The 15,133-nt window shown below is 72.0% G+C and carries 11 protein-coding genes and 1 pseudogene; 6 read left to right on the forward strand and 6 right to left on the reverse strand.

The window, feature by feature from the left end; all coding sequences use genetic code 11:
• Positions 1-143 precede the first annotated feature (143 nt).
• Positions 144-1,781, forward strand: a complete 1,638-nt coding sequence (gene pgm, locus ACQPYK_RS27965) for a phosphoglucomutase (alpha-D-glucose-1,6-bisphosphate-dependent) (RefSeq protein ID WP_433236953.1) — start codon at positions 144-146, stop codon at positions 1,779-1,781.
• A gap of 29 nt (positions 1,782-1,810) precedes the next feature.
• Here the strand turns inward: pgm and ACQPYK_RS27970 are convergent, their stop codons facing one another.
• The 4 genes from ACQPYK_RS27970 to ACQPYK_RS27985 all read right to left on the reverse strand — a co-directional run bounded on the left by ACQPYK_RS27970 (position 1,811) and on the right by ACQPYK_RS27985 (position 5,224).
• Positions 1,811-2,683, reverse strand: a complete 873-nt coding sequence (locus ACQPYK_RS27970) for a diacylglycerol/lipid kinase family protein (protein ID WP_433236956.1) — start codon at positions 2,681-2,683, stop codon at positions 1,811-1,813.
• 61 nt (positions 2,684-2,744) lie between these two features.
• A complete protein-coding gene (locus tag ACQPYK_RS27975; protein ID WP_433236959.1) occupies positions 2,745-3,251 on the reverse strand; it encodes a hypothetical protein in 507 nt (168 codons plus the stop codon).
• Between the two features lie 180 nt (positions 3,252-3,431).
• Positions 3,432-4,325 (reverse strand): LLM class F420-dependent oxidoreductase, encoded by an 894-nt coding sequence (locus tag ACQPYK_RS27980; RefSeq protein ID WP_433236962.1) that lies wholly within the window; start codon positions 4,323-4,325, stop codon positions 3,432-3,434.
• A gap of 341 nt (positions 4,326-4,666) precedes the next feature.
• Positions 4,667-5,224 (reverse strand): NADPH-dependent FMN reductase, encoded by a 558-nt coding sequence (locus ACQPYK_RS27985; RefSeq protein ID WP_433236965.1) that lies wholly within the window; start codon positions 5,222-5,224, stop codon positions 4,667-4,669.
• Here ACQPYK_RS27985 and ACQPYK_RS27990 point away from each other — a divergent pair.
• Entirely contained in the window at positions 5,214-5,552 is a 339-nt protein-coding gene (locus ACQPYK_RS27990; protein ID WP_433236968.1) for a hypothetical protein, read from the forward strand. The two genes, ACQPYK_RS27985 and ACQPYK_RS27990, sit on opposite strands and share 11 nt — an antisense overlap.
• Positions 5,553-5,618: 66 nt before the next feature.
• On the opposite strand, the gene ACQPYK_RS27995 is transcribed toward ACQPYK_RS27990, so the two are convergent.
• Entirely contained in the window at positions 5,619-6,764 is a 1,146-nt protein-coding gene (locus tag ACQPYK_RS27995; protein WP_433236971.1) for an anhydro-N-acetylmuramic acid kinase, read from the reverse strand.
• A 68-nt stretch (positions 6,765-6,832) separates the two neighbouring features.
• On the opposite strand from ACQPYK_RS27995, the gene ACQPYK_RS28000 reads away from it, so the two are divergent.
• A complete protein-coding gene (locus ACQPYK_RS28000; protein WP_433236974.1) occupies positions 6,833-7,756 on the forward strand; it encodes an N-acetylglucosamine kinase in 924 nt (307 codons plus the stop codon).
• A 203-nt stretch (positions 7,757-7,959) separates the two neighbouring features.
• Here ACQPYK_RS28000 and ACQPYK_RS28005 read toward each other — a convergent pair whose 3' ends face one another.
• Positions 7,960-9,504, reverse strand: a complete 1,545-nt coding sequence (locus ACQPYK_RS28005; RefSeq protein WP_433236977.1) for a glycoside hydrolase family 10 protein — start codon at positions 9,502-9,504, stop codon at positions 7,960-7,962.
• 239 nt (positions 9,505-9,743) lie between these two features.
• On the opposite strand from ACQPYK_RS28005, the gene ACQPYK_RS28010 reads away from it, so the two are divergent.
• From ACQPYK_RS28010 to ACQPYK_RS28020, 3 genes and pseudogenes are all read left to right on the forward strand, one after another.
• Positions 9,744-11,387: a glycoside hydrolase family 3 protein gene (locus ACQPYK_RS28010; protein ID WP_433236980.1), complete on the forward strand. Its 1,644-nt coding sequence runs from the start codon at positions 9,744-9,746 to the stop codon at positions 11,385-11,387.
• 28 nt (positions 11,388-11,415) lie between these two features.
• Positions 11,416-12,309, forward strand: coding sequence for a MurR/RpiR family transcriptional regulator (locus ACQPYK_RS28015; protein WP_433236983.1), 894 nt, complete (start codon positions 11,416-11,418; stop codon positions 12,307-12,309).
• 1,083 nt (positions 12,310-13,392) lie between these two features.
• Positions 13,393-14,670: pseudogene (locus tag ACQPYK_RS28020) on the forward strand (S8 family serine peptidase); the annotation flags it as partial.
• Positions 14,671-15,133: the final 463 nt, after the last annotated feature.

The following is a 15,133-nucleotide window of genomic DNA, read 5'->3' on the forward strand; positions in this document are numbered from 1 at the left end:
CACGGAGTCGGCGCGCCGTCCCGACGGCCCCTTTCCCGGGTTCCGGTGAAACGGGAGGATCAAGGGGAAAACAACGGCTTTCCATAAAGTTCCGCCTGTTTGCGGGTGGGTAACGTTGGCCGTGATGACATAAGGAGATCGCAATGACGCACGAGCGCGCGGGGCAGGTCGCCCAGCCCTCCGACCTGGTTGACGTGGCCCGCCTGGTGACCGCCTACTACGCCCTGCGCCCCGATCCCGGGGAGGTCGGTCAGCGGGTGGCCTTCGGGACCTCGGGGCATCGCGGCTCGTCGCTGAACACCGCCTTCAACGAGGAGCACATCCTCGCGACCAGCCAGGCCATCGTGGAATACCGTGCGGCGCAAGGGGTGGACGGCCCGCTGTTCCTGGGTGCCGACAGCCACGCGCTCTCGGAGCCCGCGCGGGTGTCGGCACTGGAGGTGTTCGCCGCCAACGGGGTGCGGGTGCTGATCGACAGCCGCGACGGCTACACCCCGACGCCGGCGGTCTCCCACGCGATCCTCGCCCACAACCGCGGGCGTACGGCGGGCCGGGCCGACGGCGTGGTGGTGACCCCCTCGCACAACCCGCCCGGCGACGGCGGTTTCAAGTACAACCCGCCCAACGGCGGTCCGGCCGACACCGACGCCACCTCGTGGATCCAGGACCGGGCCAACGCGCTGATCGCCGGCGGGCTCAAGGAGGTCCGGCGGATCCCCTACGCCAGGGCCCTGGCCGCCGACACGACCGGCCGCCACGACTTCCTCGGCTCCTACGTGGACGATCTGCCGTCGGTGCTGGACATCGACGCCATCCGGGAGGCGGGGGTGCGCATCGGCGCCGACCCGCTGGGCGGGGCGAGCGTGGCCTACTGGGGAGAGATCGCCGAGCGGCACCGCCTGGACCTGACGGTGGTGAACCCGCTGACCGATCCGACGTGGCGGTTCATGACCCTGGACTGGGACGGCAAGATCCGGATGGACTGCTCGTCTCCTTACGCCATGGCCTCCCTCATCGCCAACCGCGACGCGTTCGACGTCTCCACCGGCAACGACGCCGACGCCGACCGGCACGGCATCGTCACCCCCGACGGGGGCCTGATGAACCCCAACCACTATCTCGCCGTGGCGATCTCCTACCTCTACTCCCACCGGCCGGACTGGCCTGCGGACGCCGGGGTCGGCAAGACGCTGGTGAGCAGCAGCATGATCGACCGGGTGGCCGCCGACCTGGGCAGGCGGCTGATGGAGGTGCCCGTCGGGTTCAAGTGGTTCGTTCCCGGGCTGCTCGACGGCTCCCTCGGCTTCGGCGGCGAGGAGAGCGCGGGAGCGTCGTTCCTGCGCCGCGACGGCTCGGTGTGGACCACCGACAAGGACGGCGTCATCCTGGCGCTGCTGGCCTCGGAGATCATCGCGACCACCGGCCGCTCACCGAGCGAGCACTACGCCGACCTGACGTCCCGCTTCGGCGATCCGGCCTACGCCCGGGTCGACGCCCCCGCCACCCGTGAGGAGAAGGCGGTGCTCGCCAAGCTCTCGGCCGAGCAGGTCACCGCCGAGACGCTCGCCGGTGAGCCGATCAGGCAGGTGCTCACCTCGGCGCCCGGCAACGGCGCCGCCCTGGGCGGGGTCAAGGTCACCACGGACAGCGCCTGGTTCGCCGCCCGGCCCTCCGGCACCGAAGACGTGTACAAGATCTACGCCGAGTCCTTCAAGGGCCCCGAGCACCTCGCGAAGGTGCAGGAGGCCGCCAGGAACCTGGTGTCGGAGTCGCTCAAGTGAGCGGCGGGCCTCGCTGAACGGCGACTCGGTCAGGTGAACATCCGCCAGGCGGCGGGCATGACCGTCCAGCGGCGCCGGGCCGCCGGTCCGGTCAGCTCGCCGTCGGCGTTCACCGGCACGGGCTCGCCCGTCACCGTCACCTCGCGACCGCGGCAGGTGACGACGTCCTCCAGCTCCGGGTGGGTTCCCCGGCGCAGCCGCAACGCGTAGACGAGCCGGTCCACCGGCCCCGTCGTCAGTGCGACGACGACGTCCACCATGCCGTCGTCGGGCCTGGCCCGCGGGGCCAGCGGGGTGCCGCCGCCGATGGTGACGCCGTTGCCGATCCCGGCCATGAGCACCGGACGTCCCTCGGCCAGCGGCCGGCCGTCCACGGTCACGCGCAGCCGCCAGCCGGGGCTGCGCACGCCCGCCAGCAGCGCGCCGGCCGCGTAGGCGAGCCGTCCGAGGCCGGGCTTGAGCGGCCTGGCCCGTTCGGAGGCCTCCGCTCCGACGCCGAGGTGCACCGCGTTGACAACGACCTCGCCCTCGTCGTCGGTCAGCAGGTCCAGCGGCTTGGGCCGCCCGGCCAGCACGATGCGGGCCGCCACCTCGGGGTCCAGCGGAATACCGAGGCCGCGGGCGAAGTCGTTGCCGGTGCCCATCGGGACGAGCCCCACGGTACGGGTGCCCAGCTCGCCGCGCCGGTGCAGGGCGGCGACCGCCACGTGCAGCGACCCGTCACCGCCCAGCACGACCACGTCCCTGTCCGGGTGGGCGTCGAGCATCTCGCCCAGGTCCTTCTGGCCGACGGGCGCCTCCACCACGTCGGCGCCGCCGCGGAGTGTCTCCAGGGCCGCCGCCCTGGCCGCGCCGTCCGCGCCGCCCGCCCCCTCGTTGTAGACAGCCAGCAACTCGGCCATTGCGTCCCTCCATCTGATCGCCTTCTCGGCCCCTGCCCACGAGAGCGGCGATCACGCCGGATCAGCCCAGCCGCCACCAGCGGATGCCCGCCCAGAGCCCGGCCACGGTGCCGAGCACGACGGCCAGGAGGTGCACCGCGGCGATCGTCGTGTCGTTGAGGTAACCGTTGCCCCCGACGAGCACCGCCATGATCACCATGCCCAGCAGGCCCATGCCCACGCCAGCGGCGAGACCGACCCCGGACGCTCTCAGCAGGCGAGGCAACCCCGTGGAACGCCTGCGGGCGGGAAGTAGGACGGACACCATCCGCTCGGCGACCAGCGCGGGATCGTCGTCGACCCGGCCGGCGGCGAGCTGGGTCGCCGCCCTTCCCCGGCCCGGCTCGCCCAGGTAGATCCACTGGCCGCCGTCGAGGAAGACGGCCGCCTTGCCCGAGCCCGGGAAGCTCAGCCAGAGGAAGGGAGTGCCCTCGGGAAACTCCCCGAGGCCGTGGCGGACGGCCGGGATGTGCGCGTCGAGCGCCGCGCTCAGGGCCCGCAGCGCCCGCTCGTCCTTCAGGTCACCCACGACGGCCTCCCCTCCCCTTTATGTTCGTACAGCACGGCACGGCGGTTGCGCCGGGGTCACCGGCCCGTCGCCCGTACGGGCCGGTACGACGTCCGAGCGGGCCGGGGTGTCCGTACGAGCCGGGGCGTGTCCGAGCGGGCCGATGGTGATCGGCCGTGGACCGCCTCCGGACGTGGTGCCCTACTCCCCCGGCCGGACGCCGAGGGCGGGCGCCAGCTCCGCGAGCTGAGCGACGCCTGCGCTCAGGTCGGCGGGGAGCGGCTGGATGGCGACGTGGTCGGCGCCGGCGTCGAGATGGGCGTCGATTCGCCGGGCGACGGTCTCCGCATCTCCCCACGCGACGATCGCGTCCACCAGCCGGTCGCTGCCGCCGCCGGCGAAGTCCTCCTCCACGTAGCCGAGGTGGCGCAGGTTGTTGACGTAGTTCGGCAACGTCAGATAGAGGGCCATGTGCCCTCGGGCGATCTCCCTGGCCCTGGCGGGGTCGCTTTCCACGACCACGGCCTGCTCGGGGGCGAGGATCGGCGCCGGACCGAGGATCTCGCGGGCGAGGACGGTGTGCTCCGGCGGCACGAAGTAGGAGTGGGCGCCGTCGGCCTTGTCCCGGGCGAGCTCCAGCATCCGGGGCCGCAGCGCCGCCAGCAGCCGGGGCATGGGCGGGTTGTCGGCGAACGGCAGCTCCCGCGCCGCCTTGTCCATCGCGTCGAGATAGGCGCTCATCGCGGCCAGGGGACGCGCGTAGTCGTGGCCGCGCGAGTCGACGAGGGGTGCGTGGCTGACCCCCATTCCCAGGGCGAACCGTCCCGGGTAGGCCTCCCCGAGCGCCACACCCCCGGCCGCCATGGCGGTCGCGTCCCGCACCCAGATGTTGGCGATGCCGGTGCCGACCGAGATGCGCCCGGTGGCGGCGAGCAGGATGCCCGCGGTGGTGAACGCCTCCCGGGTCCCCGGCGCCTCGCCGGCCCACAGCGTGCCGTAGCCGAGCTCCTCGATCTCCGTCGCGGCCTGCCGTACGGCGGGGGCGGGAGCCCGCCCGAACAGAGGGTGCCACACGCCGATCCTGCCGATACCCATCGTCGCCTCCGATCAGCTCACGAATTGTTCGATCAAAGTCGAACACTACACAAGTGTTCGTATTTCGTCGAACACTGTGCGCGTCCGAGCTACATTCGCTCACACTCCAGCAGTCGTGTCCACTCTACGGAGCGAGAGGATCACGAAGGGCGACGAGTCTCGCCGGGCGCGGCCCCGCACCCCGGATGGGCTCGAAGCCGGCGAGAGGCCGGGGCCGAGCGGCGGCGCGCCGGACCCGTGCGAGGGCGCATCGTCCAGGAACGCGAAGCGGCCACCGCCGTGATCGTCCAGATGGGCTGGAGCCGAAGATCACGCGGTGGTCGCGCCGGGGCCTGACCGAATTACACCGTGGACTTCGCCAGGGGCGTCGAGCACAGCTCCTCCAGCACCTTGCAGAGCCGGTCACGGAACTCCGAGTCGACGAGCCTGCCGTCGGAGTCGAACTGGCTCACGGCCGGGGAGACGACCAGGTCGACGCCGTACACGATCGCGCCCGCGGCGGCGAGCGCGCGACGCAGTTCGGTCTGCGTCCACATCGCCTCGTGGGCGCGCAGGCAGGCGGTCACCACCGCGACCGGCTTGCCCACCAGGACCGCCCCACCGCGCTGGGACGACGCCCACTCCAGCGCATGGGTGAGCTGGACCGGCAGCGCGCTGTGCGCCGGCGCCGTGATCAGCAGGCCGTCCGCCCTGGAGAGCGTGTGGCACATCTCGTCCACCCTGCGCGGAAGCGGCCCGTCCTGAAGGGGGAGCGGCCCGCTCTGGAAGGAGGGCACCTGCTCCAGGCCGTCCCAGGCCTCGAAGTCCACCCGCGCCGGCAGCTCCCGTACCGCCGCCCCCAGCAGCTTCTGGACGTACGCCGCCGGGCGGAGGCTGCCCGCGATTCCAATGATCTTCATCCCCGACCCCATCCCTGTCACGATCTCGCGACGCTACGAGCGAGAGGAACTCCGTCGATCCGGTCGCGCGAACGCGGCCGGCGACGTCGGATCCCCCTTGCGACCGGCACGACCGCCGGACGGAGCTGCGGCGGCCCACCGCCGAGGATCCGTTCGCGGCATCGCCGAAGTCATCATGTCCCTGTGGGAGCGCGGGACGCCGGACATGTTCTCGCCGGTCACCGCCGCGACGATGACGCCGCCGGGCTCCACGCTCCATCACATCGAGGACCTGCCCCGGGGAAAGCGCGACGAACGTGATCCTGATCACTTATCGCGCATGATTTAGTTCTTTAACTGCCAAATATCGCCGTATATCGCGCATAACGCGGCAATGCCCCCGGATACGGTCTCGCTACCGGGCCGGCGCGACGGTGAGGCGGACGCGCTCCGGCGCCTCCCCGAGTGGGGCGGGCAGGGTCAACGGCCCCCGCCCGGGCGTGATCGTGCCGAGCACCCGGGGCCCTGCGGCCCCCGTGCAGCCGGGGACCGTCGCGGGCAGGCCGTGCGCCGTCATCCAGCCGAGGAAGGAGAAGGCGATCGCCTCCTTGGCGTCGGCGGGGACGCCGAGATCGTCACTCGGCAGGACGCGCACCTGACCGGCCCGCTCGCGCAGCATCTCCATCAGGGTCGGGTTCCGCACCCCGCCACCGGAAACGATCACCGTGTCGAGCCGGTGCCGCCGGATCTCCGCGGCCACGGTCTCGGCGGTCAGCATGGTCAGGGTGGCCACCAGATCGGCGAGGGCCGGCCCGTACGGCGCGGCCGCCCTGGCCAGGTAGCCCGGGTGGAACAACTCCTTGCCCGTGCTCTTCGGCGGGGCGGCCCGGTAGTACGGCTCGGCCAGCAGGTCCCGAAGCAGCTCCTCGTGGACCCGCCCCGCCGCGGCGAGCCGGCCGTCCTCGTCGTACGGCCTGCCGGTGGCGGCCGACACCGCAGCGTCGATCAGCGCCGAGGCCGGGCCGGTGTCATAGGCGATGCCGCGCTCCCGCACGGTCAGGTTGGCGATGCCGCCGAGGTTGAGCGCGCCGCTACGGCCCGGCAGACCGGCCATGAGCAGCAGATCGAAGGAGGAGACCAACGGGGCGCCCTGCCCGCCCGCGCTCACGTCCCGCACGCGGAGATCGGAGACCACCGGGACGCCGGTCCGCTCGGCGATCCAGGCGGGCTGGCCCAGCTGCAGGGTGCCCCGCACCTGGCCGCCCTCCACCCAGTGGTACAGCGTCTGCCCGTGCGAACAGACGAGCTCGACGGGGGCGCACGCCCCCGCCGCCTCGGCGAACGCCTGTCCGATCAGGGTGTCCAGACGGCATACCTCGGCCATGTCGATCGGGTTCGGCGGCAGCGCGGCGACGATCCGCGCCCGGAGTCCACGGTCGTACGGCCGCTCGCCGGTGTGCTCGACTTCTCCCAGGAGCACGCCGTCCTCGATCGACCAGTTCACGATCGCGCTGTCGATCCCGTCATGGGACGTCCCCGAGATCAGTCCGAGCACACGCACGTCTTCTCCTTGCAGGAATTCTTCATATGAATATAGTCATCGGGAGATTATCTACACATGGAGTGCGAGTGACGACACTGGTCATCGGCGTTGACGGAGGCGGGACGAGCACCCGGTGCGTGGTAGCGACCGAGTCCGGCGAGGTGGCGGGGCGCGGATACGGGAAGGGGGCGAACACCCTCTCGGCCGCCGATCCCGGGGGCAGCCTGCGCGCGGCGCTCCGGGCCGCGCTGGGGAACCTCGACCCGCGGCGGGTGGCGGGCGGCGTGTTCGGGCTGGCCGGCGCGGACTCGGCGCCCGAGCGGGCCGAGTCCCTCGCCACCGAGGCCTGGCGGGCGGCCGGTCTGGCCGGGCGGCCCGCGGTGGTGCCCGACATGCTCGCGGCCTTCGCCGGAGCGACAGAGGAGCCCTCGGGAAAGGTCCTGATCGCCGGCACCGGCGCGGTGGCGGCCCGGATCGGCGACCGGCGGGTCGTCCGGCGGGCAGACGGGTACGGCTGGCTGCTCGGCGACGAGGGGTCGGGGACGTGGATCGGCCGCCGGGCCGTACAGGCCGCACTGGCCTCGCTCGACGGGCGGGCCGCACCGACCGCGCTGCGCGGCGGGATCCTCGGCGGCGCGTCGGCTCAGCAGATCGTGAGCATGGTCCACCGGGGGATCGCCGAGTCCGGGCCCGCCTGGCTCGCACGGCTGGCACCGGAGGTGGAGTCGGTCGCGAGGGCGGGCGACGCGGCGGCCCTGGCGATCCTGGAGGAGGCGGCGCGACGGCTCGTCGGCACCGTCCGCTCCCTGGGTCCCGGCTCGGGGCCGCTGGTACTGGCGGGCTCCCTGCTCACCGAACCCACCCTGCTGGCGGCGAAGGTACGCGCCGAGTTGGGCGGCGTCGCGGCCGGCGCCCGCGACAGCGCCGCCGGGGCCGCGGCTCTGGCACTGTACGGCGTCAGCCCCGGCTCGTCGATCGAGGCCCACCGCAGGCTGATCACGGCGGGCTGATCACGGCGGAGCTCCGAGACCCACGCTGATCGTGGCGCCGCCCCTGCTGCTCCCGGCCGTCATCGCCGACGACGGTTCCCGCCCGGGAGGACGGGGTCACCCCTTCCCGCCCTCCCGGGCGCTCACCACACCCGCGGTCTCGCACTCACCACACCGGCGGTCTCGCGTTCACCACGCCCGCGGACGCCGGGAGCGGATCACCGTCACCACTGCACACTGCGGCCCTGGCTCGGCTCGCTCTGCCGGTTGGCCCGGTCCACGGCGGTCACGTAGTAGTGGGCGCCCTTGGCGCCCGCCGGGTCGACCCAGCGAAGGTGCCGGTCTGCGGGAACGACGGCGATCAGGTTGCGGGCGTCGGTGAAGTCCTCGGGCCTGGCGTGCCGGTCGAGCCGGAAGATCGCGTACTGGAACGGGACGTCCTTGCCCGTGGCGAGAATGCGCAGCTCGGCGCCGCCGTCCACCCTGCGGGCCCAGACGAGCACCGGGCGGCGCGGAGCCCGGTCGCCGGCGAGCCTGGGCAGCAGCGGACCGAGGGCGGGCCGGGTGTAGTGGTCGGTCACGACGGTGGTCACCGAGCCGAGCCGGTCGTCGCGCACGTCGCCTGAGTTGTACCAGATGTCGCCACCGACCTGGGGATGGTTCCGGTTGAGGGTCAGATGCCTGGTGAGCTCGTCCGGCTGGAACCACTGGGCGGGCTGCCCTGCCGTCCCGGCCTTGTAGGCGGCCTGGCCGATCCAGAGCTGGGTGTCGGTGCCCGCCGCCACTCCCGACCACCAGGGGACCAGCTTGGCGTAGTCGGCGTTCGACTGGCCGATGTACCAGTAGAGCTGGGGCGCGATGTAGTCCAGCCAGCCCTTCTTGACCCAGCCGCGGGTGTCGGCGTGCAGGCTGTCGTAGGACTGGCTGCCGCTCGTCTCCGAGCCGAGGGGGTCGGTGGTGCTGTTGCGCCAGATGCCCGAGGGGCTGATGCCCCAGGCGATCTCCGGTTTGGCCTGCCGTACCCGCTGCTGCATCTCCCGCACGAGCAGGTCCACGTTGTTGCGCCGCCAGGCCGCGAGGTCGGGGAAGCCCTGACCGTATTCCGCGAAGGCCGCGCTGTCGTCGAAGGCGGTGGTGTTGACCGGGTAGAAGTAGTCGTCGAAGTGCAGGCCGTCGATGTCGTACCTGCTGACCGCGTCCATCATCGCGTCCTGCACGAACGCGCGGACCTCCGGCATGCCCGGGTTGTAGTAGAGCTTGCCGCCGTAGGGGACGATCCAGTCGGGGTGCTTGCTGCCCGGGTGGTCCGGGTGCAGCTTTGAGCGGTCGGACTGCATCGACACGCGGTAGGGGTTGAACCACGCGTGGAAGGCCAGACCCCGCTTGTGCGTCTCCTCGACCAGGAAGGCCAGCGGGTCGTAGCCGGGGTCCTGCCCCTGGGTGCCGGTCAGATACTGCGACCAGGGCTCGAACGGTGAGGGCCAGAAGGCGTCGGCGGTCGGCCGGATCTGCACGAACACCGCGTTCAGCTTGCGGGCCTGCGCCAGATTCAGCCAGGCGAGATACTCGGCCTTTTGCTGCTCGGCGGTCAGCCCGGCCTTCGACGGCCAGTTGATGTTGACGACCGAGGCGATCCACATGCCGCGCATCTGGCGCAGTGCAGGCACGTACTCGGCCGGGGCGGAGGCGAAGGCGGGCAGGGGCACGGCGGTCGCCGCGGCGGCGAGGGCGAGGCCGCGTAAGACGGTGCGTCGGGTGGGTGAGCTCATGCGGACTCCAAGGGGGGCGTTGCGCCCCTGACCGCCTTCGACCGCGCCGGCCGTGCGACCGCGGGGCCCGAGGGGCCACAGAGCCGGTTGCCGTCGAACGGACACGGAGCCGGTCAGGGAGGATCACGGGGGTCTCGACGGCGAGAATGGCAGAAATCTACTTTCAAAGCAATGACGATGAAAGAAAGTGTCATTGATGTGTAATCTGCATCAAGACGTCTGCAGCGAGAGGGTGCCCCATGCCTCACCACAGCCCCGGGCTGGCCCGGCTGGCCATGACCGTGCTCCAGCCCGGCTTCGACGGCACCGCGCCGCCCGACTGGCTGCGCCGGGCACTCGCCGAGGGGCTCGGCGGCGCGGTGCTGTTCGCCCGCAACCTCACCGACCCGGCGCAGACCGCCGGACTCGTCGCCGAACTGCGGCGGGAGAATCCGGCCGTGGTGGTCGCGGTGGACGAGGAGGGCGGGGCGGTCACCCGGCTGGAGGCCAGGACCGGCAGCTCCTGGCCGGGCAACCGGGCGCTCGGCGTGGCCGGCGACGTCGAACGCACCGAGCAGGTCGCACGCGAGATCGGCCGTCTGCTCGCCGCCGCCGACATCACTCTGGACTACGCCCCCGTGGTGGACGTCAACGCCAACCCCGCCAACCCGGTGATCGGCATCCGCTCCTTCGGCCCGGACCCCGAGCTCGTGGCACGGCAGGCCACCGCCTGGATCGCGGGATTGCAGGGCGCCGGGGTGGCCGCCTGCGCCAAGCACTTCCCCGGCCACGGCGACACCGTCACCGACTCCCACCACGCGCTGCCGACCGTGCACGCCTCCCTCGAACTCCTGCGCGAACGCGACCTACCCCCTTTCCAGGCGGCCGTGAAGGCCGGCGTCCGGGCCGTGATGTGCGGTCATCTGCTGGTGCCCTCGCTCGACCCCGACAACCCGGCCACGCTGAGCAGGCGGATCATGACCGGGCTGTTACGCGAGGAGCTGGGCTTCGACGGGCTGCTGGTCACCGACGCGATCGAGATGGGCGCCGTCGCCGCGCTGCACTCCCCGGGCGAGATCGCGGTCCGCGCGCTGGCCGCGGGGGCGGACGCGATCTGCGTCGGCACATCCTCCCCTGCGGGGGAGAGCGTTCACGCGTTGCGCGAGGCGATCGTGGAGGCCGTGCGAGAGGGCAGGCTGCCCGAGGATCGCCTGGCCGAGGCCGCGGCCCGGGTGCTGGCCCTGGCAGACTGGCACGCGGGCAACGCCGCGACGCGGGCGAAGAACGCGCGGGAGGGGCGCGAGGAAGGCGGGGAAGGCGAGGCGCTCGGGGAGGGCGAAGCGCTCGGCCTGCGGGCCGCCCGCGCGGCGATGCGCGTGGTCGTCGCGGACGCCCGCGCGGCGCGCCCGCTGGCCGCCGGCACCGCGGACTTCACCGGCGTCGCACCGATCGCGGACGTCCCCGCCGCTGACGCCGCCGGCACCACGAACGGCTCAGAAGGCTCAGGCGGCTCACCGGCCCGGCCGGTCATCTCGCGCCCGCCGCTGGTCGTCGACATCGCCTCGCGCCTGAACCTCGCGGTCGACCCCTCCACTCCCATCGGCCTCATCGGCGCCATGTCCGAGCTGCTGCCGAGCACCCTCGGGCACACCCTCACCGCCGAGACCGCCGAGCTGCCCGACCTCTCCGATCACGGGCGCCCCCTCATCCTGGTGGTGCACGACGCCTCCCGCCACGCGTGGGTCCGGGAGCTGGTGGCGCGGGCCGTACGGCTGCGTCCCGACGCGGTCGTCGTCGAGACCGGCCTGCCCGGCGAACCCATCGGGGCGATCTACATCGCCACGCACGGTATTTCCCGGGTTTCGGCCCGCGCCGCCGCCCTATGGCTGACCGGGGGCCAATAGGCTTGATCCCGACAGAAGAGGTGCCCGCATGAACGACCAAGAAGGCCCCACCCCGGTGAACCTGGTGGCCACCGTGAGGGCGGTTCTGCCCTCACTCACCCCCGCGGCTCAGGCCATCGCCCGGCTCATCCTCGACGATCCGGGCATGGTGGCCCGCAGTACCATCACCGAGTTCAGCGCGATCTCAGGGACGAGCGAGGCCACGATCGTGCGCACCGCCCGAGCCCTCGGCTTCGCCGGTTACTCGCAACTGCGCTTCGCCCTGGCCGCCGCGGTGGCCAGGGAGGAGCCCGAAAGGCTCGTCCCCGGCGACCTGGGGCCCGACGACCCGCTCACCGACGTGATCGCGAAGGTGACCCGGGCCGAGTCGGAGGCGCTGGCCGACACCGCGGCCCAGCTCAACCCCGACCGGCTGGGCGCGGTTGTCGACGCCATGGCCACCGCCCGCCGGGTGGACGTCTACGGGGTCGGCGCCTCCGGCCTCGTGGCGGTCGACATGGCGCAGAAGCTGATGCGGATCGACCGCTCCAGCCACGCCTTCACCGACGCCCACCTCGCGCTGACCAGCGCGGCGCTGGTTCGCGAGGGCGACGTGACGGTGGGGGTGAGCTGCACCGGTGAGACCCCGGACGTGCTCGCGCCGATGCACGTGGCACGCAAGGCGGGCGCGACCACGGTGGCGATCACCAACAACCCGCGCTCCTCACTGGCCGAGCTCGCCGACCACGTGCTGGTCTCGGCCGGCAGGGAGACCGCGTTCCGTCCCGGCGCGCTGGCCAGCAGGATCAGTCAGCTCCTGATCGTGGACTGCATCTTCGTCGGTATCGCCCAGCGCACGTTCGAGACCTCGGACGCGGCGCTGCGGGCCACACGGGGCGCGCTGGACGGGTTCATGGCCGACGCTCGCCGCCGGAACAAGTGAAGGAGCCGCGGTCGCCGGGATCGGCCGTGCGGTGAGCTGACCTCAGCGATCCCTACCTTGCCCCTCGCCGGAGCTTTCCGGAGTCCTGGGCCGAGTGGGGGGCGGTCATGGTCACGGGAGCGGTTGACTCCAGGACGTCAGCCGGCTCCGGTACCGGCTCCGTGGGCTTTCGAGCAGGACGCAAGGCGATCATCAGCAGGACCGCTCCGGAGAGTGCGATCAGCATGATCCAGACCGCGCTGATGTGCATGGCGTGGATGAACGCGTCGTCGGCACCATGTGACCGCGTCACCGTCACAGGCAGAGCGGCCAAATAAAATTTCCGATTCCCGACCAAGAAGCGTTGCCCATCACATTTCATGAGATGTCACTTTTTGACAGGCCATTTTTTTAGCGATCAAAACGCTTGAAAAGTCGACAAGATCGATTCACGATTCTCCACGTAGGCTGTAAAGATCATGCAGCCCGCGCCGTTTTCCCCGGCGGGTCGTTCCCGCCCGGCGTGAAGGAGATCGTGTGTCCAACGCCCCCCGACATTGGCGGGCGGTCCTGATCGGGACCGTCGCCGCCCTCGCGTTCGCGCTCCCCCACGGTGTGGCCCAGGCCGCGCCCGAGCCCGAAAAGATCGACAAGACCGTCCTGGCGGAGCTGTCCGCGGACGACAAAGCCACCTTCTGGGTGCGCCTGAAGAGCGACGCCGACCTCAGTGCGGCACACCGGGCGAAGACCAAGACCGAAAAGGCCGAGCAGGTCTTCCGCGCCAAGACCGAGCTCGCCGCCTCCTCGCAGGCGAACCTACGCAAACTCCTCACCGCCGAACACGCCGACTTCACCCCGTTCTGGATCACCAACGCCGTGCAGGTGACCGGCGGCGCCAAGCTGGCCACGGAGATCGCGAAGCTGCCCGAGGTGGAGCGGATCGAGCCCGGCCGTGTCACCAAGCTGCCCGACCCGCTGCCGGGCAAGGCGGTGGCGAAGGTCAGCGCGATCGAGTGGAACATCGACCGCGTCAACGCCCCCCGGGTCTGGAGCGAGCTCGGCACCCGCGGCGAGGGCGTCGTCGTGGCCAACATCGACAGCGGCGTGCAGTTCGACCACCCCGCGCTGGCCGCCCAGTACCGCGGCAAGAAGGCCGACGGCAGCGTCGACCACAACTACAACTGGTTCGATCCGGCGGGGGTGTGCCCGAGCGCCGCGCCGTGCGACAACAACGACCACGGCACCCACACCATGGGCACCATGGTGGGCGGGGACGGTGACGCCAACACCATCGGGGTCGCCCCCGGTGCGAAATGGATCGCCGCCAAGGGCTGCGAGACCAACAGCTGCTCCGACGCCTCCCTGCTCGCCGCCGGGCAGTGGGTGCTCGCGCCCACCGACCTGAACGGCCGCAACCCGCGCCCCGACCTGGCGCCGGACATAGTCAACAACTCCTGGGGCGGCAGCGGCTTCGACCCCTGGTACAAGGAGACCGTCGAGGCCTGGGTGGCGGCGGGCATCTTCCCCGCCTTCGCCAACGGCAACGTCACGGGCGCGGGATGCAACTCCAGCGGCTCGCCCGGCCAGTACGTCTCCAGCTACAGCGCCGGCGCCTTCGACGTCAACAACGCGATCGCGAGCTTCTCCACCCGCGGCGCCGGCGAGAACGGCGAGATCAAGCCCAACCTCGCGGCACCCGGCGTCAACGTGCGCTCGTCCGTGCCCGGCGGCTACGACTCCTTCTCCGGCACGTCGATGGCCACCCCGCACCTGGCCGCCACCGTGGCGCTGATGTGGTCGGCCTCCCCCGCCCTGCAGGGCGACATCGCCGCCACCCGGCAGCTGCTCGACCGGACCGCGATCGACGTCGACGACACGCGCTGCGGCGGCACCGCCGCCGACAACAACGTCTGGGGCGAGGGCCGGCTCGACGCGTTCGCGGCGGTCCAGGCCGCTCCCGTAGGGGCGCTCGGCGCGCTGAAGGGCACCGTCACCGCCGGCGGCTCGCCGGTGGCCGCGGCGACCCTCACCGTCACCGGGCCGCTGGGCCGTACGGTCACCACCGCTCAGGACGGGACCTACACGCTGCCCCGCCTGCTGGAGGGCGACTACCGGCTCACCGTCCGGAAGTTCGGCTACGCCGACGCCACCGCGACCGTCACCGTCGTGGCCGACCAGACGGCCATCGAGGACGTGACCCTGACGCCGCAGCCCTCCGGCGTCGTGTCGGGCACGGTCACCGCCGGCGGCGCGCCCGAGGCGGGCGCCACGGTGACCGCGGTGGGCACCCCGGTCAGCGTGATCACCGACGCCGCGGGACGATACCGGCTCACGCTGCCGAACGGCGACCACGAGCTGAGGACCACTCCGCTCTCCCGATGCGCGAGCGGCCTCAGCGTGCCGGTCACGGTCAACGGCGACCTGGCCAAGGACATCGACCTGCCACGCCGTACCGACGCCTTCGGCTACACCTGCGCCGCCGCGGCCGAGGCCTACGTCGCGGGCACCGACAAGCACCCGCTCACCGGCGACGACGCGGCCCAGCCGGTCACCCTGCCGTTCACCTTCCCCTTCTACGGCAACGGCTACACCGGTGGCTGGATCAGCAGCAACGGGTTCCTGAGCTTCACCGCGAGCACCACCACGGCGGGCAACGCGGCCCTGCCCTCCACCACGGCGCCCAACGCGGCGCTCTACCCCTACTGGGACGACCTGGTGCTGGACGACCAGTCCGGGGTCTACACCGCCACCGTCGGAACCGCGCCGAAGCGCACCTTCGTCATCGAATGGCGCAACGCCCGGTTCTACTCCGACGCCGCCCAGCGCATCTCCTTCTCGGCGCTGC

Source organism: Streptosporangium sp. CA-135522 (assembly GCF_050949235.1).
Lineage (GTDB): Bacteria > Actinomycetota > Actinomycetes > Streptosporangiales > Streptosporangiaceae > Streptosporangium.